We start from the raw sequence: 21,418 nt of genomic DNA, 5'->3' as shown, positions 1-21,418 counted from the left end.
AGTATTTTACTAGGTTATGATCGGAGCAACAGCATGGGTTTACCCGATAGAAGAATGGACGCGCTGATCCAGTCGGATTATGCCCAAGGCTTTGTCACTCAGATCGAATCCGACACATTGCCTCCCGGCCTCAACGAAGGTGTCATCCGAACCATTTCCGAGCGCAAGGGCGAGCCGGAGTGGATGTTGAAAAGACGGCTGGCGGCCTACCGGTTTTGGCGCACCATGAAGGAACCCAACTGGTCCTCGATTCACCATCCGCCGATCGATTATCAGTCGATCTCCTACTACTCGTCGCCAAAGAAAAAAGCCGGCCTCAAGAGTCTGGATGAGGTCGATCCGGAACTCCTGGCCACCTATGAAAAGTTGGGCATTCCCATCCATGAACAGAAGACCCTTGCCGGTGTGGCGGTGGATGCGGTATTTGACAGTGTCTCTGTAGCCACAACCTTCCGTGAGTCCCTGGCCGAGGCTGGCGTTATCTTCTGCTCCATCTCCGACGCAGTCCGGGAGCATCCTGAGCTGATCCGGAAATACCTGGGAACCGTAGTATCGGACCGGGACAACTTTTTTGCCGCCCTCAATGCCGCCGTGTTCAGTGACGGCACCTTTGTCTATATCCCCAAGGGCGTGCGCTGCCCCATGGAGCTTTCGACCTATTTTCGTATCAATGAGGCTAAAACAGGACAGTTCGAACGCACCCTGATCATCGCCGACGCCGGAAGCTATGTGAGCTATCTGGAAGGCTGCACCGCACCCATGCGTGATGAGAACCAGCTGCATGCAGCGGTAGTGGAACTGGTTGCGCTGGAAGATGCGGAGATCAAATATTCGACGGTGCAGAACTGGTATCCAGGGGATAAAGAGGGTCACGGCGGCATCTACAACTTCGTCACCAAACGGGGCGATTGCCGCGGCGACCGTTCCCATATCTCATGGACACAGGTGGAGACAGGCTCCGCCATTACCTGGAAATATCCCAGCTGCCTGCTGCGGGGCAAGGATTCGGTCGGTGAATTTTACTCGGTTGCCGTGACCAAGGGTTATCAGCAGGCAGACACCGGCACCAAGATGTATCACTACGGAGAGAACAGCCGCAGCACCATCGTCTCCAAGGGGATCTCCGCCATGCACGGCAGCAATGCCTATCGCGGGCTGGTCAGTGTGGCCTCCGGTGCGGAGAACGCCCGCAATCATACCCAGTGTGATTCCCTGCTGATCGGCGACCGCTGTGCCGCCCATACCTTTCCCTATATCGAGGTGAGAAATCCAACCGCCAAGGTGGAACACGAGGCGACCACGTCAAAAGTGAGCGAAGACCAACTCTTCTATTGTCGTCAGCGCGGCCTGTCGCAGGAGGATGCGGTATCCATGATCATCAACGGCTTCTGTAAAGAGGTCTTCAAAGAGCTGCCCATGGAGTTCGCCACAGAGGCGCAGAAGCTGCTCAACGTGAGTCTGGAAGGCGCTGTGGGGTAACCGGGAACCGACCCATTCGGAAATAATCGAGGTTGCAGCAATGTTATCCATCAAACAACTGAAAGTGACCGTAGAAGACAAGGATATCCTCAACGGGATCGATCTAAAGATCAAGGCCGGAGAAGTCCACGCCATCATGGGACCTAACGGCTCGGGCAAAAGCACCCTGGCGCATATCCTATCCGGCCGAGACGGCTACCAGGTGACCGCTGGTCAAGTGAAATTCCTCGGACAGGATCTACTGCCTATGGAGGCCGAAGAGCGAGCCCGGCAGGGGGTCTTCCTGGCCATGCAGTATCCGGTGGAGCTGCCGGGTGTGAACAACATGACCTTCCTGCGGGAATCCTTGAATGCCATTCGCCGCGCTCGTGGCGAGGAGGCGATCGACGCACTCTCCTTTATGAAAAAGGTGCGAGAGAAGGCCAGACAGGTAAAGCTCGATGAGACGCTGTTGAAACGATCAGTCAATGCCGGCTTCTCCGGCGGCGAGAAGAAGCGCAACGAGATCCTGCAGATGGTCATGTTGGAACCCTGTCTGGCAATTCTTGACGAGACCGACTCGGGGCTCGATATCGATGCGCTGCGTACCGTATCAGACGGGGTAAACATGCTGCGTTCACCGGAACGGGCGATGATTGTGATAACCCACTACCAGCGTCTGCTCGAATACATCGAACCTGACTATGTGCATGTGCTTGCCGGGGGCCGCATCGTCCGCTCCGGCGGCAAGGAGCTGGCACTGGAACTGGAGGCACGCGGTTATGCTTGGCTACTTGAGGAGGCTGCAGCGTGAGTGAACAGTCTCCATCAATAGCCGGCTATCGACTGGCCGCTGACCGCCTCATCGACAAACTGCCAGTGGGTGACGGCCTCTGGCTGACAGATAAACGCCGCGCTGCAGCCTGTCGATTCAGCGAGCTGAGGTTCCCCGATGCCCGCCAGGAGGACTGGCGCTACACCAACATCAAGGGGCTGCTGGAAAAAGGCTTTTTTGTAGACGACGACACACCCCGCAGCTTCGCCCCGCACACAGTGAAACGCCAGTTCCTCAACGAACCGGTAGCCGGACGACTGGTTTTTGTCGATGGGCTGTTTCAGCACGAGCTTTCCGATACCGACCTGGAAGGGGTGCAACTGAGCAGTCTGAACAGCGTCATGACGGCAGGAGACCAAACGGTACTCAAGGCCCTGGGATCACTCTCAGGAATCGGCGATCACGGTTTTGCCGCCCTTAACATGGCGACGATGCAGGATGGCGCGGTCATACGTATCGGCACCGGAGTCAATCTTGAGCAGCCCATCGAGTTACTCTATCTGACCTCCCGGGCAGCTGCCAGTTTCAGCCTGTGCCCCCGCCATCTGATCATCCTGGAGGAGGATGCCAAGGCTACCCTGGTGGAACGTTATCTCTCTCTGGATGAAGACGAACACTTCACCAACCTGGTGTGTGAGATTGTGTTGGGCGAACGGGCGCATCTTCACCATCAGCGGGTCGAGCAGGAGAGTCCCCAAGCTTATCATCTCAGTGAACTCTATCTCGGTTTAGACGCAAAGGCTGAATACCGGCTGGTAAGTACATCTCTCGGCGCCGGTTGGTCACGCACCAAGATCAACAGCCGCTTTACCGCACCTGGCGCCAACTGCGAATTGGACGGCCTCTATCTGGCAGGCGACGGCCAGCTGGTAGATTATCATCTGAACATAGATCATGCCGTGCCGGAATGCAGCAGCCGGGAGAATTTCAAAGGCATACTCACCGGCCAGGGTCGCGCCGTCTTCGATGGCCGAATACTGGTGCGCGAACAGGCGCAGAAGAGCGACGCTCACCTCTCCAATGCCAATCTGATGCTCTCACGCCACGCCGAGATCGATACCAAACCCCAGTTGGAGATCCTGGCAGACGACGTGCAGTGCAGCCACGGCACCACCGTAGGCCAGCTGGATTCAGAGGCCCTCTTCTACCTGCGTTCAAGGGGCCTGAATATGGAACAGGCCCGACGCCTGCTCTGTCTTGGTTTCGCCAGTGAAATACTCGAACGCTTCGAATCAGAGTCCCTGCGTCAGCAGCTCTGTGATGTGATTCGGCAACGCCTGGAAACATCGATAATTGAATCATGAATGAAATCGATGAAATTGTAGACAACTTCGAGTTTCTCGACGACTGGGAACAGCGCTACCAATATCTGGTGGAACTGGGTGAGGCGCTCCCTCCCCTGCCAGATAGATTCAAGACCGAAGAGAACTGGGTCAAACCCTGCATGAGCACCGTACATGTCTATGCTGAGGTCATACCTGGACAGATGGGTTTGATCCGGTTTCGCGGTGACTGTGACACTGCGATCATCAAGGGTGTGCTGGCGGTGTTGGTTGATCTGCTCTCCAGCCACACACTCGAAGAGATTCGTGCCATGGATGTCGATGACTTGTTCAAACGACTGCATCTGGCAGAGCATCTCAGCCCAAACCGGCATGTGGGCATCTACGCCATTGTGAATAAGATGGTTGAGCGGGCTGAAGCGCTGGCTGACCTAAATGCCTCAAACGTTGCCTGAGAGGATCGCCGCATATAATTCAAATTTATCTTGGTGCGCACGGCGCACCCTACGTTCTTTTCTGAGGAAGGGTGGCAGTAGTCCCTCACAACACTTCCCGTAGATGATCGATGATCCGTTCTTCCAACCAGTATCTTGGACGCCATGGGAGCACACCTGCGACAAAGCCCACATGGCCTCCGTGAGCCGACAACTCCAGGGTGACTGAAGAGGAGAGTTCATCGGCGTCTGGAATCGTCCCTGCCCACATGAAGGGATCATCTTCGGCATGCAGAATCAGGGTGGGTATTTCAATCTGCTTGAGATACTGCCGTGAGCTTGACCGGCCGTAATAATCATCTACCCCGGCAAAGCCATGCAGTGGGGCTGTAACTTCATCATCAAACGTTCTAAAGCTGTCCAGCCGATCGACATCGACGGATAGTGGGGATGGAATGCGGCTGAAGCGTGCTTTGTAAGATCGTCTCATTCTTCTCAGAAGATGATTCTGATAGTGCCTGCTGAGTCCCCGTTCAAGCCGTGCGGCACAGTCCCCCAAGCGGAATGGCACAGAGACGGCAATCGCTGTTTTCAGCCTGCAGTCAGAAGACTTTTCAGCCAACCATTTAAGCAGGACGTTTCCTCCCAGAGAGAAACCAATGGCTGCACTTAATGGCCTGTCCGTTCGCTGCTCTATCAACCTGGCAATAGTGTCAAGATCCCCCGTTTCTCCCGAATGATAACCACGGGGCAACCGGTTGGGCTCTCCACTGCAACCCCTGAAGTGCATAAATACGGGATTGAAGCCCTGTAATTCAAGCGCCTGCAGCAAGGTCCCGGCATAGTGGGAATCTATCGAGCCCTCCAGTCCGTGCAGCACCAGCACACTCTCCCCTGGCTGTTCGTCATGCCAGACGATATCCAGAAAATCACCATCCGGCAGCTCGATTCTTTCGTTCACCGACGAATAATCAGGACGACGGCGTGCCAGCACCGGCCAGAGGGTCTGCAGGTGAGGCCCCGGCAGCCACCAGGCGGATTTGAATGCGCTGCGTTTTATCATGGTAACTCACGCTTTGGAGCAATCTTGGTGCGCACGGCACACCCTACGTTCTTGGGTAGGTTGGGTTAGGCCGTCTTTTTGGCCGTAACCCAACAACATGCGCCATTATTGTCGTGTTACGCTACGCTAACATGCCCTACTTTTTTTAGGGAATCTCTGATTATTTCGGTCCCTGTCATCTCGACTGCAGGGAGAGATCTCAAACTACGGAGCTATCAATGGGTTACGAGGGTTGAGATTTCTCGCTATGCTCGAAATGACAATTAATCAGAGTTTCCTTAGGTATTTGGCAAGTCATTGACCATACGAACAGTGTTGCTTTAAGCCAGCGCCATCCGGGTCGGAGTCGAGAACTCTAGTGTAGAATATGCCCATACCAGCCACGAACCATGCACATGAGTCTGCAGACCGCCCAACCCGCAGCCGGCCAGCGTCAGGCCGAACTAAAGCGCCACTACCTGCCCGCGCTTCGATTACGCTTCAAATCCGAGGTCAACCGTTTAACCTCGGGCGGCATGCTCCGCCTGCTCGGTATCCGGCCCGATGCGGAAGACCTCGCCTTCCTCATGAGCTACCTCTATATCTATCACTGGTTGAGACAGCAGGTTGCCACCCCTTTCCGTAGTGAAGTGCTGGCAAGTTTCAGCAAGGGACCGCGAGGATTTCTTATCCGCCTGCTCGATGAGGCAGAGGATGCAGGTAATTTCATCCAGGGTTACATTGCCCACTGGTTGAGCGCAGATGACGAAGGGCCTGTACAGCGTCAACAGTTGCAGCGGCTGCTGACTGACTGTCATAACGATCCACAAGCGCTGACCCGGCGGGTACTCACGCTCTGGGATGAGCTGGGTCTGCTGCAGCAGACTCCGGCCAAGGTCTACAGCGAGCTGGGCCACCGGGAGCGGGATCGTTACCGGGAGATGCTGGGGGTCGCCGATCAGCAGCGGCTGGCACTGGTGGACGCGCTACCGGATCAGCCGGTGAAACCCGGTCGTTTTGCCAAGTTGGGACTGATCCCGGCGATGGGCTGCCCCCAGACCTGCCGCCACTGCATGTTTATCTGGCGTCCGCCGAGCAAGGATCAGCCTGACGCCGGGCAGGTGATGGAGCTGGCGGATAGTCTGACCGACAGCGTGCTCTTCACCGGCGGCGATCTGACCCGTCATATGGATCACTTCCACCGGGCGATCCGCGAGATGCCTCACATCCGCACCTTCGCCATCCTGCTCAACGGCGACTTCGCAGTGGATAAAAAGACCACCAATGAAGTACTGCGCCGCATGACCGAGGCACTAGAGAAGCGTCCAAAAAAATGGCCCAGGGCGTCGATCCTGTTACAGATCAGCTTCGATGAGTTCCATCAGGAGGTGGTGGTCGGCAAGGACGGCCGCCTCAAGGAGCGTATCCCGGTGAGCCGCATTGCCAATATCGTAGAGGCGGCACCCCGCTACACTCGCATACAACTCTGCCTGCTGCACAAACAGACCCATCTCAACTTCTCCATGGATCTCTTCAAACGGGGCGTCTTCAACCGGCTGGTCGAAGAGTTGGGGCGGCGGAAACATCAGCTCCAGATCCTCTCGACCACTCCCGCACCACGACAGAAGGTAAACCCGATGAGTCCGGGGCAGCGGGGACAATTGGTAAAAGATGCCAGCTTTGTGCTGAGCCGCTATCCGGATCGTCCGATCCTTTTTACCAGCTCCACCATCGACGCCTATGGCCGGGCAGAGACTCTCGAAGCCGGTGAGTTCGTCAAGGACCAGGGGTTATTGCAGGAGATATTGGCGGGCCGGGTTCCCGAAGGCGAGGTCTTCGATATCGATATGATGTTCTGGTTCAGCGGCTGGGTGACGCTCTTCTCGGCAGTGCATATCTGCCTTGGCAACCTGCACCAGGACGGTGCTGAGACCATCCTTGCCCGCCAGCGCAAGGACCCGTTGACCCAGGCCCTGCACAGCTTCGATCTGCGACTGTTGGAGATCTATCGAGCGGTGCGCGACGACCTTGACACCATCATCGCCAATTCCACCGGCCCCCATCACCTGTTCCACGTCATCACAGAATCCGCCGATGTGCGGCTGCACATGACGCGCCGTCTCATTGAATCAGCCGATCGACTGGTGTCATAGTATAGGAGCCGCGCCACCAATCTGCTATGCTGATGGGCTTTGATCAAGTTTTTCTCATCACTAACTACCTTTTCCATCAGCTTGTTAGTCCAATAATTTCGGTTTAACACGTCTGATTCAAGCAAATACGACGAGAAGTCAACAGACTATTGGAGACAAGCATGAGCACGGCAGCAGAAGGCAATACCGTCAAGATCCACTATACCGGCACGCTGGATGATGGCACCCAATTCGACAGTTCAGCAGGGCGCGAGCCACTGGAGTTCGCTTTGGGCAGCGGTCAGGTAATCCCTGGTTTTGACAATGCCGTTAGCGGCATGGCCGTTGGCGAGAAAAAGACCGTCGATATTCTGCCTGAAGATGCCTATGGCGAACGCCACGAAGAGATGGTACAGGAGGTACCCCGCGAGGCGCTGGGCGATGACATGGAACCCGAGGTTGGCATGCCGCTACAGGCGCAGGGCCCTGATGGTCAAGTCTTCGATCTTGTCATCATTGAGGTGGCAGAAGAGACGGTTCGCGTGGATGGCAACCACCCCCTCGCCGGCAGGACTCTGACATTCGACATCGAACTGGTAGAGATCGCCTGATCTCCCAATCTCTCGGGGTCGGAGTCGATCCGCCTATGTGGTTACTTCTCCAGCATCTGACCACTGCCCCAATTAACTCCCTCTCGACTCCGACCCCTGGACACTCGTCCACAGTCAGATCTTATCTCCACTGTCACCCCCGCTTTTGCCGCCGCGCAACAGACGAAAAACAAACAGCAACAGGAAGGCCCCACCAGTGGCCATGGCGATACTGATCAGGTCGAGGCCGCTGGGCGTACCAATACCGGCAAACTGACCAATCTTGCCACCAATAAAGGCGCCAGCCACACCAAGCAGGGTGGTGAGAATCATGCCTCCACCATCCCGGCCAGGCATCAGCAACTTGGCAAGAATACCCGCGATCAAACCAAGAATAATCCAGGTGAACATACCCATACTACATACTCCAAATGAAAGATGCGGTGATTATAAGGGTTTGACCGGGAATTGCCTGACCGAACGCGCTGACCCACGACCAACATACAAACAATAAACCATCCCACAACCAACAATAAATCCATTCCGTGGTTCATAAAAGTTATTGTGGCACTTGACGCACAACTGCGCCATATGGCGCAACACATTGATTTTCATTGATTTTTTGTGACTTTCCTCCGCCCGCATTTTGATTTCAATCACAATACCTCGCCACATTCAGTGACAAACTGCCGCAGAAGCAGATCAGACAAACAACTCTGTTCTGAAATCGAGTTAACAATACTTTTGTTAACTATTGATATCACTCCACAGGAGCAAACCCATGCGGAACGAACAACATTTCAAATACACAGCACTGCTGTTTTCAATGTTCTTTACGACCATAAATCTACATGCCGCACACGGACCTCAACATGCAGGCTCAAACCATCTGAATCCCGGTTATGTTAATCAGGATGGATATGTGAGTGACAATATCTACGGCGTGAAAAATCTGGCCTATTATGGCGACTGGGATGCCAATCGGGTTTTTATTATCGATGTTGATAATATGGAGTTGCTAAAAACCGTTGAGGAGACAGGCGACGGACCATATGGCATCGATCAACAGGGGGTATCCAAAGCTTATGCTTTAACCCGTAAAACAGAGTCTGTGACAGTAGTAGACAATTACGACATTGAAAATGTTGGCCAGATTCAACTGGAGCATAAACCCCGTTCTACTAACTTTAATGCTGACACGGGACTCTCTTTGATATCCGGCGGTGATAAGGTAATGACCAGCATCATACGTGTTGATCATGGCGTGGTTACCAAAGTTGTGGGTTATAATGAACTCTCTGAACCACACGACTATGGTGGTTCACTCGCGACAGGCCACCCTCTCTGGGTGGATGATCAGCGTTTCTTTATGCTCGACCGGGCAGCACGTCAGATTCAGCTCTGGAATCGTAACGGTGACCTTCTCTCAACCCTTGCCGCGCCGACTTCAGTACACCATATTTTCAAGTCACCCTTAGATTCGGATAACGATACTTTCTTCGCAGTTGCTGAGGGTAATCAGGAAGCGCAGATATCACCATCAATCCTGCGTTTTAATATCCAGAAAAAAAGGATGATAAAAACCGGCGAGGCTATCCTCAGCGATTATGATCCTGAAATGCTGAATCCAGCTGAAATGGGAGCCCACCATGCCGACTTCCACCCGGACGGTATCCATATTTATATCGGTTCCACAGAAGGCCACGTTTTTGTTGTCAATAAGGATTCAATGAGTGTTGAAACCATGATTGAGACGGGTGTTGGTTCCGGCCACACAACATTTGCACCGATGCGTGATATCGCATTTGTAACCAATCACAACGACACTTATATGACGGTGATCGATACTACCGATCACAGCTGGATGAAGAACATTGAAGTCGCCAGTTCCGCTTCCCCGGATTACAAGTCGCAAGCACACACTTCAGCGGTCAGTCCGGACATGAAATATTTCTACAGCGCTGCAAGCCATGATGGTGTGTTTTTTGAAATTGACATGGAAACACTCGAAGTCACACGCACACTTGATCTCGGTGGAAATGCCCTCATGGGCAGCTTCATATGGGATGGTGATGGCGTGAATATGTAAATCAATCATCCCGCTGCAAGCAGACAGGTTATTAAATTGTAGGAGCGGCGCCCCGCCGCGATGACTCCGTAGTTGGGTAAATCGCGGCGGGGCGCCGCTCCTACTATCGCTTCGCAGCAAGCCGCAGGAAATTAAATTCAAAGTTTCTGTCTGATACGCAGAAACGACGCGAACCGGGGAATCCCGTTGGCGGTGTAGCCTTGATGCTTGAATGTGATGATCGAGCCTATCGATGGGGGATCCTCCCGCTCCCGATCACTCAGGCCGGTACCGATATAGAAACGTCTGCCATCCTCCAGTTCCACCCAGAGTGCACCAACCTTTCCTGTATATTTTCCCTTTCCGGGCCGATAGCCGACCACCCTGCCCTCCCGATCATCGAAGCGTTTTACCTTCAGTGCATTGCGACTGCGGCTGAATTCGTAGAGTGCATCCGGATTCCTCAAGACCAGACCCTCGCCACCTGCGGCTTCCACCTCGGCCAACCGAGCCTGCAGGTGATCGTCGCTACTACAACGCGTCTGAGGAATGATACGAATACGGGATACTGGATATTGCTTTAGATAACTCTGTAACCGTCCCAGACGGGCACCCAGATTCCCCGGCGCATTGGGCACCTCGAATATATTGTAGGTGACGCGTTGCCAGCCATCGTGGGGCTGATAGCGTGAGGTAATGGAGGCAACCTCCTCAAACCGCCCCCGGCCGATCCAAAGCTCACCATCTAGTTCGAAAGGTGGGAAATCTTTTGTGAACCAGTCCGGGGCGGCGAACGGGTTGCCTTGGCGGGAGGTGAGTTGCCGGCCATTCCAGTAGGCCCGCACCCCGTCGAGCTTTTCACTCATGTACCAGCCGGTGATTTCCATCCCCGGTCGATATTTTTTCAGCAGAAGAAGGTTTGGCGCATCCGCCGAAACGGCGAGAAAGGGCAGAATAAACAGCACAAAAACAAGACTCGTCCCTGTCTTTTTCATGATCACTTTTCCTTGTTGATCCATGCATGTAAACAGCAATTATATCTTAAGGAATCTCCAATTAATTGTCATTTCGAGCACAGCGAGAAATCTCTACCCACATAACCTGTTGACAGCAATGTAGTTTGAGATCTCTCCCTATGGTCGAGATGACAGTAGCCCAATTATTCAGGAATCCTTAAACATATCACCCGCCACCCCAGAAACTCAGAGTTAAGTATGGACTGTCACCAGAACCCTCCTTTAGTATTTAAGAAAAGCATTTCATAGCCTAAATTTAGAGATAACCGCAATTTGCACCCTCCGGGTATAAGTTTCGTTTGAGCAGACGAGCTGCTCAACTCAGCTTTATGGAGTACTTGTATGGCTAGGAATCTTTTTGATTGGCATAAGTTACCCCATTTCAGCGTAATGGCTCACGCCGGGTCGGAAACCCATCACGCCTCAGCGCAGAAAGAGGCATCCCCCTCCACTGAATCCGACCTGCCTTGGCACACCATGGAGGCGGATCAGGTACTCACTGCCTTCAACGCCACCAAGCAGGGCCTCAGTGGCGAAAACGCCCAGCTGCGACAGCAACAGTACGGCCCCAACAAACTCCCCGAGGTGAGCCCTCGCGGACCGCTGCTGCGTTTTCTCGCCCAGTTTCACAATGTCCTGATCTATGCGCTTCTGGTGGCGGGCATCGTGACGGCTATGCTCGATCATCTGGTGGACTCCGGCGTGATCATGGGGGTGGTGTTGATCAACACCATCATTGGTTTTATACAGGAGGGCAAGGCCGAGGATGCCTTGCGAGCCATCCGCCAGATGCTCTCTGCCAAATCGCTTGTGTTGCGTGACGGCCAACGGATATCCATTCCTGCCGAGGAACTGGTTCCTGGTGATGTGGTACTGCTGCAATCCGGCGACAAGGTTCCCGCCGACCTGCGGTTGTTCCGGCTCAAGGGGTTGCAGATCCAGGAGGCCGCCCTTACCGGTGAGTCGGTAGCAGTGGAGAAAGCGATTGAAGCTGTGGCAGCCGAGGCCGCGTTAGGGGATCGGCTCTGCATGGCCTACTCAGGCACTCTCGTGACCTATGGTCAGGGGCCGGGGTGGTGACCGCCACAGGCAGTAAGACCGAGATCGGGCGCATCAGCGCCATGGTGGCCGGGGTGGAACAGCTCACCACCCCCTTGCTGCAACAGATGGACCAGTTCGGGCGCTGGCTCACCGCAGGCATCCTGGGACTGGCTCTCTTGACCTTCACCTTCGGTGTTCTGGTTCGTGACTACTCTTCCTCCGAGATGTTTCTCGCTGCGGTAGGACTGGCAGTAGCAGCCATTCCCGAGGGACTGCCGGCCATCATGACCATCACCCTGGCCATCGGCGTGCAGCGCATGGCGGGACGCAATGCCATTATTCGTCGCCTGCCGGCGGTAGAGACCCTGGGTGCGGTGACCGTCATTTGCTCCGACAAGACCGGCACTCTCACCCGAAATGAGATGACCGTGCGCAACATCGCCACCATCGACAATCTCTACGGCATTAGCGGCACTGGCTATGATCCTCACGGAGGTTTTTCCTATCAGGGCAAGGAGGTCACTCTGGCAAAGCACCCGGTGCTGTTGAAGATGCTCCGGGCCAGTCTGCTGTGCAACGAGACCGCACTGCGGCACTCGGATCACGGCTGGCAGGTCCATGGTGATCCCATGGAAGGTGCCTTGATGATAGCCGGCCTGAAGAGTGGGCTGGATCCTGAGACCGAGGCAGGTCTCTACCCCCGTGACGACATTATTCCCTTCGAGTCAGGCCACAAGTTTATGGCCACTCTGCACCACAGTCATCAGGGGCAGTATTTCATCTTCATCAAGGGAGCGCCGGAGCGGATCCTCGAACGCTGCGCCACCCAACTCAGTCTTGAAGGCGAAAAACCACTCGACTGTGACTGCTGGGAGCAGCACATACAGACCATGGCATCCAAGGGACAGCGCCTGCTGGCGGTAGCCATGCGCCCGGCTCATGGTGGACGCCTGGACCTGGAGTTCAAAGACGTGGAGAAGGATCTCACCATGCTCGGTCTCTATGGCCTGATCGATCCTCCACGTGAGGAGGCCATTGCCGCCGTGGCCAGCTGCTGCGAGGCAGGAATCCAGGTGAAAATGATCACCGGCGATCATGCCGATACTGCCACCGCCATCGCCCGCCAGTTGAAACTGGCAAACACTGACAATGCCCTCACAGGCCAAGCCCTGGATGCCCTCTCGGATGAGGAATTGTTGGCGCAGGTTCAAAAGGTGGACATCTATGCCCGGGTCAGTCCTGAGCACAAACTGCGTCTGGTGACGCTGCTGCAGAAAAGCGGCATGATCGTCTCCATGACCGGAGACGGGGTCAACGACGCCCCGGCTCTGAAACGCGCAGATGTTGGCGTGGCCATGGGCGACAAGGGCACCGAAGCGGCCAAGGAGGCAGCGGAGATGGTGCTCGCCGACGACAATTTCGCTTCCATCACCCACGCGGTGGAAGAGGGCCGAACCGTCTACGACAATCTGAAAAAGGCGATTCTCTTCATCCTTCCCACCAATGGCGGCGAGGCGCTGGTGATCCTCGGTGCAGTGCTGTTGGGCTTTCAGGAGCTGCCGCTCACCCCGGTGCAGATCCTCTGGGTCAACATGATCACCGCCGTCACCCTTGCCTTGGCGCTCGCCTTCGAGCCACCCGAACACGGTGTAATGAAACGTCCGCCCCGCGACCCGGTCCAGCCTGTATTGAGCCGCCACTTTCTCTGGCGCATCGCCTACGTATCGCTGGTACTGATGGCGGGGACCTTTGGCCTCTTCGTGTGGGAGATCGAACAGGGCGCGAATGTCGAGGTGGCCCGTACCGTAGCGGTGAACACTCTGGTCTGCTTCGAGATCTTCTATCTGTTTAACTCCCGCTACATCACCGAGCCGGTACTCAACCGGCGCGGCCTATTCGGCAGTCGCTACGTGCTGGCGGCGGTGGCCATCCTGGTGCTGTTCCAGCTCGCCTTTACCTATACGGGGCCTTTACAGACCCTATTTGGCACCGCTGCAATAGGAGCCGACGTGTGGCTGCGCATTCTTTTGGTCTCCTCCAGTGTTTTGTTCCTGGTGGAGGGGGAGAAAGCACTGGTACGGCGGTTTCAGGGAAAACAGGTGCACCAGAATGTTAAACTGTAAGGATAGTCGTTGGGTTCGGTGGCAGCAGAAGAAAGTTTGGCGCATCCGCCGAAGCGGCGAGAAAGGGCAGAAGAAACAGCGCTAAAACAAGACCCATCCTTGTCTTTTCCATGATCACTTTTCCTTGATGATCCAGATAAACAGCGATTATATCTTAGCGTATTCTCCGCCATCCCAGAAACTCAGAGTTTAAGTATACTGTCACCAGAGCCCTTGACAGGAAAAAGGAATGAGCGCGACTCCGGAAGAGATCGAAACCAACGAGGAACACTTTCGCCGGCTCTACGAAGAGGCTCCCCTGCCCTACCAAAGCCTGGACGAGGAAGGCAGGATTCTCTCCATCAACCGAGCCTGGGAAGAGACATTGGGTTATACCCGTGAGGAAGTTCTTGGCCAATCCATCGGCAAGTTCCATGCGCCAGGCCAGAAGGTAAAACTCAGCCAAACTTTTGCCGAATTTCTAGCGTGCGGTTTGGTCGACAGGGTCGAAATCCTGTTCCAATGCAAGAACGGCACTGAAAAACTCTTTTCGATAAACGGCCGAATAGCCCACGACAGGCAGGGCCATTTCCTGCGCACCCACTGCATACTCACCGACATCACGGACATCCAAAAAACCGAGGTGAAATTGCTGCAGAAAAACGCTGAGTTGCGCAGCCTGCTCGATACCATTCCCGCTCCCGTCTATGTTATGGATCGCCAACTGCGTTACGAGTCGGTGAACCAGGCATTCCTGGCCTTCATGGAGATGTCTGCAGAACAGATCATCGGTAAAACAGACGCAGAGATTTTTCCCCCGAACACGGCCAGGGGGTTCGAATCCAGTGATTGCGAGGTAATCGATGATGGACGCGTCTTTACAGACCTGGAGCAGGCGGTTCCCGATCCAACAGGCGCCGTCCGCTGGTTCTCCACCACCAAAACCCCGGTGTTCGACACAGATGGTGCAGTGACGGGACTGGTGGGAGTCAGCTTCGAAATCACCGAACAGAAGCAGGCACAGGAGAGGCGCCTGGATGAGGAGCAAACCCACCGCGAAACCCTGATCCGTGAGGTACACCACCGCATCAAGAACCATCTTCAGGGGGTAATTGGGCTGCTGCACAATCTTTCACAGAGCGGCCTCCCTGCCGAGGAGACCCTTAACAAGGCCATCTCCCAGATACGCTCCATTGCCACCGTTTACGGGCTGCAGTGCGACACCGGCGGTGAACGCATAAAGATCAGCGAACTTCTCCTGGCCAGCGTCAATGTCTACCGTAACACTCGCCCCGCACATTTTGTACTGGAGGTCGACGAGGTCTGCTCGATGGAACTGAATCGGGAAGAGTCCATACCTGTTGCCCTGGTGATCAACGAACTGATTACCAACGCGATCAAACACGCTTCACCACCACCCGGGAAGCAACCGGTAGTGATTCAATTTGGCACGACGGATACCGGCGTCCGCCTGCAGATACGTAACCACAGCAAGCGTCTGCCGGAAAGCCTTGATCTCGATACAGCAGCGATGCTTGGGACGGGCCTCAAGATCGTTCGCACGCTGCTGCCGACAAAAGGAGCCAAACTTTCACTTGAGTCCAAATCGGGGTATGTGGTTGCGGAACTGCTGTTGGAACCTCCAGTGATCTGGGGTACAAAAGAGTCGTAAAAAGAACCATATTCTTTTTTTCCAGGCTTATTCAGTAGAATGAACTAATCTGCTATAAATAGGCAGGAGCATTTTAGGGAGCGGCTCCCCTCCGCATTTCAATGGACATGAAGATAGGGAATGACAATGGGCAGTACAAAAATCCTCCTGGTCGATGATGACCGTCTGGTTCTCTCCACCTTGGGTGAGGGATTACGCCTCGCTGGTTACGAAGTGTCGGAGGCGGACAGCGGTGAAACCGCCATCGAACTCTGCAGCAGACACCATCACCATCTGGTGGTTCTCGACATACGTATGCCTGGGATAGACGGTGTCGAAGTCGCCCGTTGGCTGCGTCAGAATAGCGACATCCCTTTTATCTTCCTCTCCGCCTACGGCGACGATGACGTGGTGGACCGGGCCGTGGCGGAAGGTGCGCTGGGTTACCTGATCAAACCGGTGGACCCGCCTCAACTCCAGGCCGCAATACGGGCGGCTTTGGGACGCAGCGCCGAGATCCGCCAGTTACGCGAGAAAGAGGGTCAACTGTCACAAGCCCTGAGCGGGGAGCGAACGGTAAACACCGCTGTGGGCATCCTGGCCTATCGCCAAGGCCTAAGTGAACACGAAGCCTTCGAAATGCTGCGCCGCCACGCCCGTTCCAACCATCGCAAGCTCACAGAGGTGGCAGAGGATCTTGTAAACGCACTGGAAACGCTTAACAGCGTATCTTCCAGGAACGCATAGGAAGCGGCCAGCCATCATGGTGCGTACAGCGCACCCTACGTTCGCCGCATTTAGAGAAACCGCACCCCATACCAACCATCATCACGAACTCCGAAACTTGAGTTGTAAACAGCCGACAACACACCTGAATTGAGGAATATAGCGTTGTTTTCATTCTTTCAGAGTAAAGATCCAACCTACGCTGCCGAAAAGATCTGAAAGCAACTCTGTTTTTCCCGCAATCGGGGGCCAGGACCCGTCCCCGAAAGCGCTTACAGGATTGGCCTAAGTGCCTTTCCCGGCCCCGAACCGCCATTCTGCAGTGCCTGGCGGCGCTGCCTGACTACTTTTTCAGGAAAATGGCAGTATGGGTGCTTTTCCCCAGAAGAATAAGGCCTCTCCCCCCGAATCGAATGGCATCGCCAGCGGACTCTCCCTGCGTTTGATACCCCAGTTACGAGAGCAGTTACAGTTTCGGCATGACGGCTGATGCGATTGTGTGCAGGGTTACCTGTTGGATCGTCCGATGTCGTGGGAGGCATTCGTCAATTACTTTTCCTCAGAAGACGGCTTTTATCGGGTATTTCAAGGAGGATTCTCTTGATCAACGAAGAGAAAAACACAGGGAACATATTGAATCGTCCCAAGAATAGTTTTTCCTATTTCAGCATTAAACAGCGGCTGTTCGCCGGAGCCGTATTGATTGGAGTGATATTCTTTCTGGGACTGACCAGTGCGGCCCACTCCCAACATGAGATCGAAGCGAGCCTGCATGCCATCGCCGGATTGACACTATCACCCCAGGCGGAAGCGGTAGTCGCCGAGGCACTGACCCAAGTAAGCAGTGGCGCACAACGTCTCTACCTGATCGGCGGCGCAGGATTCCTGCTGCTTCTACTATTGACCATGAGTGGATTCTATATCCTCACACACCCGCTTGGGCGCTGCGTGAAAGTCATGCAGGAGTTTGCGAACGAGACATCAGCCTTGGGTAACGAGTTCAAGGTACTGGCCCAGCAACTGGGCAGTCTGGTAACCCAGTTTCTGGGTGGTGAGCGCCAATCGCCGGTTAGCGAAGTGGAACAGCGATCAAGCAAGGGAACTGAGAGCATCTCCGGCAACGGCGCTGAGCTGTTTTGACAGCACGTTATTGCAGGAGCGGCCACTCGCAGCGATTTATCCACCTACGGAGTAATCGCGGGGAGGTCCGCTCCTACGAAATTAAACCCAAAAGATTCAAAACAGGTCCATCTGGTTGGTGGTAATACGTTCGAAACTCCCGCCGAGAAAATGGAGGATGCCATCCGCCACGGGGGCCAACTGCCGATCGATGTAGTGTTGATAATCAATGGGACTCCGCAGATCAGCAAGCGGCTCCGGACCATTGAGGGTGATCAGATAGCTGATCCAGCGGCCCGCCCGCTCCAGTTTGCGGGCTGCCTGGATATGAGGCGGCACGTTGCGCTGGTAGCTTTCCAAAGGATTGCGGATGCGCTTGCGATAGACCAGCTGTTCATCAAGTGCGCCCGACTTGAGGCTTGCGACCGTCTCCCGAATGTAATCGTCCCAGGGTTCAGTGAAAAAGACCCGCCGGTAGAGTTCCCGCTGAAAGACCTGGGCCAACGGAGTCCAGTCACTACGTACACTCTCCAACCCCTTGAACACCAGTTCGTACTCTCCTTCCCCGTTACGCACGTAACCCGCGTAGCGTTTTTTACTCCCCGTTTCCGCTCCCCTGAGGGTAGGCATGACAAAGCGGATGAAGTGGGTCTCGAACTCAATCTCCAGGGCCGACTCCAGATGGTATTCAGTCTGTAGTTTGTCAGTCCACCACTGGTTGAGGGAGGTCGCAAGTTGCCGGCCGATACGCTTTGACGCCGCTTCGTCGTGATCCGGCCCAAGCAATACGAATACCGAGTCGGTATCCCCATAGATGACACGATAACCCTGCTCTTCGATGTAGTCCCGACTGGTAGTGATAATCTCATGCCCCCGACGGGTAATGCTGCTGGCCAGACGAGCGTCATGGAAACGGCAACCGCTGGAGCCCAGCACCCCGTAAAAGGAGTTCATGATGATCTTGATCGCCTGGGAAAGTGAACGGTCTCCCTGCCGTTTGGCCTCATCACGCTGTTGCCAAAGTTCGGTGATGATGTCCGGCAGAATCGACGCTTTGCGGGAAAAACCGGCGCCCAGAAAACCCGGCACCGGGTCATCACCCGGACGGACCAGACCGAGCGGATCAATGAGGAAGGTGCGGATGATGCTGGGATAGAGACTCTTGAAATCGAGTACCAGTACATTTTCATAGAGTCCCGGCTGGGAGTCCATCACATAACCGCCGGGACTGGAAACGCCGTCTGTGTTGGCGCCGATATCCGGGGCCACGGCGCCCGCCCGGTGGAGTCTGGGCAGATAGAGGTTGTCGAAGGCGGCTACCGATCCACCCTGACGCCCCAGTGGCAGACCCGTCATCACCGATCGCTGAATCACGAAATTGAGCAGATCGGTCTTTTCAAAGATCGCCTCCACCAGTCGACAATCTTCCAGGTTATAGGCCGCCAGCGCAGGTTTATCCTCCCGGAAGAGCCGCAGAATCTCCTCGACCTTACCCTCACTCCCTTCGATCAACTTCTTGCGACCCAAGAGTTTGTGCGCCACAAAACCCAAGGCAAAACTGTCGAAACGCCAGAAGGCCGCCTTCAGATTATCGATGCCATCCAGCACCACCCTGCCGGGAATGCTGGCGATCCTGACCTGTCCTGTCTTCTGGGGCTGCAGAATAGCCGCCTGTTCCTCCCCGCGCCCCATGTCGAACCGTAAACGATGGTAGCGACATCGCAACTCGATGGTATTCAGGTCGAAGTTGATGACATTCCAACCCAGGATAAGATCCGGATCCCACTTTCGCAATCGTGCAAAAAAACCACTGAGCAGTTCACATTCGCCTGGAAACCATTCGACAGGCAGATCGGTCGTCCAGTCCGCTCCATCTCCCTGCATCAAAATGGCCTCGCGACCCCGGCAACTCAAGGCGATGGAGAGGATTTCGCTGCTAAATGCATTGGTCTCGATATCGAGACTGACATAACTGAGTTCGGGAGTGATCGTCGCTGGGCGCAGTCGTGGATTGACCAACTCCCGATAATCCGCCTTTTGGACTGGATGACCCAACACCTCCAATGGAGCAGTGATAAAACGCTCCATCAAATAGCGGTCATGGGGTTTGATGTCTGATTCGTAGAGGGGAATGGCATCGACTGTGGCCCGTTCACGAAACTGCTGCAGCAATTTCTGTGCAGAAAAGTAGAGTCCATCGACGGTCACGCCATCCAGCCCATGCAGATCCAAAGGCTTGCGTTCAGGAGAGCTTCCCGGCAGGTAATCCGGCCCCAGCTGGATTTCGGATGGAATGAAACAGACGGCACGCTGACCCGGATAGACACAGCGCAGTGGCCCTTCCCGGGTGTGAACCCAAAAGACGAGATCGATCCCGTTAGGCCTGTCTCTCCAGTGACGGGTTAGCAAAAATCCAGTGGTTGCCGGCATCTATCAGTATCTTTTCCTGGACATCCGTAGCGATTAACCCCAAAGAGATTGAAAATCTGAACGACAAAAAACTACACCGCAGCCGACAGAAAGGGTAGTTTATTATCACTATGCCCAATATTACCCCAAACCCCCAAACCCTCAGGCACAAGAACAGCGTCTTCCCACTGTTGTCTCTGATTCTCAGCCTCACTCTCATCGGCTGCAGTGTCAGCGAATCACCAGACACCATCTCGACTTCAGAAGAACCGGCAGGCACTTTGACCGAATCAGCGATGGATCAAGGCTATTTGGAAAATATTCGTCAGCAAACCGCTGAGGCTGCCAATCATCGCTTGCAACAAGCCTACGAGCGCAACAACATCCCCCAGCAGCAGCGCAATGGGCGAGCCCGGGTGAGAGGCCAGTACATCAGACTACACTCGAGAAAACTGGCGCTGCTTGATCTCAACTATACGACAGGGCCTGTACGGGTTACCCGAATCACGGGACTCAAGGCGCCATTCATAGTCTCGATCAGTTGTGTTTCGGCAAGCGGAAAAACCTTCGACATCAGCGATATCGAAAACAAGTGCGGCCAGACCGTCGAGCAGGTCTTTGGAATGGACTGATGTCCAATCAAAACCGGTTAGATGTTAAAGCACAGGGAGGGACCCGCCGTGATTTCTCACGCTTCACGACAAGGTGCGGGGAATTAACCCCATAGAGATTAGCGCCCTACCAAAATCGGACGCGGCCTGTATCCAGATGGACAAAATCTGATTTGGGGTAGTAACCGACACCACCGCCCTTCAGCGCCAGTGCCGCCTTGCGAAGATTGTGAAGCTCAGTCCCGGGCAGGCGTACGTCGATCGCCTTGCCCTGCATGTGCAGGCTGCGCTTGGCCACGCCACTCTTCCCACTCTTGCCCCGCAGCATCGCGTTGGTATGGGGAGAACGGTAACCTGAAATGATGCGGAAGGATCGATTGGAGCCGAGCCCTGTTTTCAGCGTATGCAGCAGATCCAGCAGATCCCGGTCGATTGTCTGGGCGTCCCCGGTACGGTGATCTCTAAGCAGATGACTGATCTCCTGAAGCCCGTCATCCAGATACGCTCCATCGGCCCAGTAGGTGGCCGTCAGCCGTTCCCCGGTATGCAGATGGCGAAAAGCCAGGCTCCGCGCTTCACTACGGGCGGCAGCTGCGACCCAGGATGGCGCTATCAAACCACTGGCCAAAACGGCGCAACCACTCAGAAAGCGGCGACGACTGATGGTGTCTTGAGAATCGGCAGAGATTTTGTTCTGTAACTTCATGAGCCCTCAATCTTCATCCAGCAGGTTGTTTCTGCTAACTATTTTCGGCCATCCGGCAGATAAATTGAGGGCAAGGTTAACAGAATATGCTGGAGAAGTGCCAAACCTGTGACCAAATTCACGTGATTTGGCGGCTATTCAGCCAATTTCGGCCCCACATCTCGAATAATTGGATAACGATTGATCTGAATCATG

16 protein-coding genes and 1 pseudogene are annotated in these 21,418 nt (G+C 54.8%); 12 read left to right on the top strand and 5 right to left on the bottom strand.

Annotated elements, in window-relative coordinates:
• The first annotated feature begins 33 nt into the window (after positions 1-33).
• From sufB to HPY30_14995, 4 genes are read left to right on the top strand one after another with little or no spacing between them, the layout of a single operon-like run.
• The gene (sufB, locus tag HPY30_15010; protein ID QYZ67172.1) at positions 34-1,479 is read left to right on the top strand and encodes a Fe-S cluster assembly protein SufB; all 1,446 of its coding nucleotides are present in this window, start codon (positions 34-36) and stop codon (positions 1,477-1,479) included.
• 40 nt (positions 1,480-1,519) lie between these two features.
• Positions 1,520-2,272 carry a Fe-S cluster assembly ATPase SufC gene (gene sufC / locus HPY30_15005; protein QYZ67171.1) on the top strand — a complete coding sequence of 251 codons (753 nt, stop codon included), beginning with the start codon at positions 1,520-1,522 and terminating at the stop codon, positions 2,270-2,272.
• Positions 2,269-3,597 carry a Fe-S cluster assembly protein SufD gene (gene sufD / locus HPY30_15000; GenBank protein QYZ67170.1) on the top strand — a complete coding sequence of 443 codons (1,329 nt, stop codon included), beginning with the start codon at positions 2,269-2,271 and terminating at the stop codon, positions 3,595-3,597. The genes sufC and sufD overlap by 4 nt, the downstream gene beginning before the upstream one ends.
• A complete protein-coding gene (locus HPY30_14995) occupies positions 3,594-4,031 on the top strand; it encodes a SufE family protein (protein QYZ67169.1) in 438 nt (145 codons plus the stop codon). Before sufD ends, HPY30_14995 begins: the two co-directional genes overlap by 4 nt.
• A gap of 85 nt (positions 4,032-4,116) precedes the next feature.
• Here the strand turns inward: HPY30_14995 and HPY30_14990 are convergent, their stop codons facing one another.
• Positions 4,117-5,073 (bottom strand): hydrolase, encoded by a 957-nt coding sequence (locus HPY30_14990; protein ID QYZ67168.1) that lies wholly within the window; start codon positions 5,071-5,073, stop codon positions 4,117-4,119.
• Positions 5,074-5,468: 395 nt separating this feature from the next.
• Here HPY30_14990 and HPY30_14985 point away from each other — a divergent pair, with 395 nt between their 5' ends.
• Together HPY30_14985 and HPY30_14980 are read left to right on the top strand one after the other, a co-directional pair.
• Positions 5,469-7,205: a hypothetical protein gene (locus tag HPY30_14985; protein QYZ67167.1), complete on the top strand. Its 1,737-nt coding sequence runs from the start codon at positions 5,469-5,471 to the stop codon at positions 7,203-7,205.
• A gap of 161 nt (positions 7,206-7,366) precedes the next feature.
• The gene (locus HPY30_14980) at positions 7,367-7,795 is read left to right on the top strand and encodes a peptidylprolyl isomerase (GenBank protein QYZ67166.1); all 429 of its coding nucleotides are present in this window, start codon (positions 7,367-7,369) and stop codon (positions 7,793-7,795) included.
• Positions 7,796-7,909: 114 nt separating this feature from the next.
• Here the strand turns inward: HPY30_14980 and HPY30_14975 are convergent, their stop codons facing one another.
• Positions 7,910-8,191 carry a GlsB/YeaQ/YmgE family stress response membrane protein gene (locus HPY30_14975; protein ID QYZ67165.1) on the bottom strand — a complete coding sequence of 94 codons (282 nt, stop codon included), beginning with the start codon at positions 8,189-8,191 and terminating at the stop codon, positions 7,910-7,912.
• A gap of 364 nt (positions 8,192-8,555) precedes the next feature.
• Here HPY30_14975 and HPY30_14970 point away from each other — a divergent pair, with 364 nt between their 5' ends.
• Complete coding sequence (locus HPY30_14970; protein QYZ67164.1) at positions 8,556-9,863, top strand: WD40 repeat domain-containing protein; 1,308 nt, start codon at positions 8,556-8,558, stop codon at positions 9,861-9,863.
• A gap of 137 nt (positions 9,864-10,000) precedes the next feature.
• On the opposite strand, the gene HPY30_14965 is transcribed toward HPY30_14970, so the two are convergent.
• Positions 10,001-10,837 (bottom strand): DNA ligase, encoded by an 837-nt coding sequence (locus HPY30_14965; GenBank protein ID QYZ67163.1) that lies wholly within the window; start codon positions 10,835-10,837, stop codon positions 10,001-10,003.
• Positions 10,838-11,248: 411 nt separating this feature from the next.
• On the opposite strand from HPY30_14965, the pseudogene HPY30_14960 reads away from it, so the two are divergent.
• From HPY30_14960 to HPY30_14945, 4 genes and pseudogenes are all read left to right on the top strand, one after another.
• Positions 11,249-14,022, top strand: a pseudogene (locus HPY30_14960) (cation-transporting P-type ATPase).
• A gap of 229 nt (positions 14,023-14,251) precedes the next feature.
• The gene (locus HPY30_14955; protein ID QYZ67162.1) at positions 14,252-15,673 is read left to right on the top strand and encodes a PAS domain S-box protein; all 1,422 of its coding nucleotides are present in this window, start codon (positions 14,252-14,254) and stop codon (positions 15,671-15,673) included.
• Between the two features lie 126 nt (positions 15,674-15,799).
• The gene (locus HPY30_14950) at positions 15,800-16,399 is read left to right on the top strand and encodes a response regulator (protein QYZ67161.1); all 600 of its coding nucleotides are present in this window, start codon (positions 15,800-15,802) and stop codon (positions 16,397-16,399) included.
• A gap of 579 nt (positions 16,400-16,978) precedes the next feature.
• Positions 16,979-17,518 (top strand): hypothetical protein, encoded by a 540-nt coding sequence (locus HPY30_14945; protein ID QYZ67160.1) that lies wholly within the window; start codon positions 16,979-16,981, stop codon positions 17,516-17,518.
• Between the two features lie 96 nt (positions 17,519-17,614).
• Here the strand turns inward: HPY30_14945 and HPY30_14940 are convergent, their stop codons facing one another.
• Positions 17,615-19,927, bottom strand: a complete 2,313-nt coding sequence (locus HPY30_14940; protein QYZ67159.1) for a DNA polymerase II — start codon at positions 19,925-19,927, stop codon at positions 17,615-17,617.
• A gap of 110 nt (positions 19,928-20,037) precedes the next feature.
• On the opposite strand from HPY30_14940, the gene HPY30_14935 reads away from it, so the two are divergent.
• A complete protein-coding gene (locus HPY30_14935) occupies positions 20,038-20,538 on the top strand; it encodes a hypothetical protein (protein QYZ67158.1) in 501 nt (166 codons plus the stop codon).
• 106 nt (positions 20,539-20,644) lie between these two features.
• Here the strand turns inward: HPY30_14935 and HPY30_14930 are convergent, their stop codons facing one another.
• Entirely contained in the window at positions 20,645-21,223 is a 579-nt protein-coding gene (locus HPY30_14930; protein QYZ67157.1) for a DUF882 domain-containing protein, read from the bottom strand.
• Positions 21,224-21,418 lie beyond the last annotated feature (195 nt).

The organism is Gammaproteobacteria bacterium (ex Lamellibrachia satsuma) (assembly GCA_019623805.1).
Classification (GTDB): Bacteria; Pseudomonadota; Gammaproteobacteria; order Chromatiales; family Chromatiaceae; genus QGON01.
The sequence above is the reverse complement of the archived record's forward strand: the minus strand, read 5'-3'. Positions and strand labels throughout refer to the sequence as shown.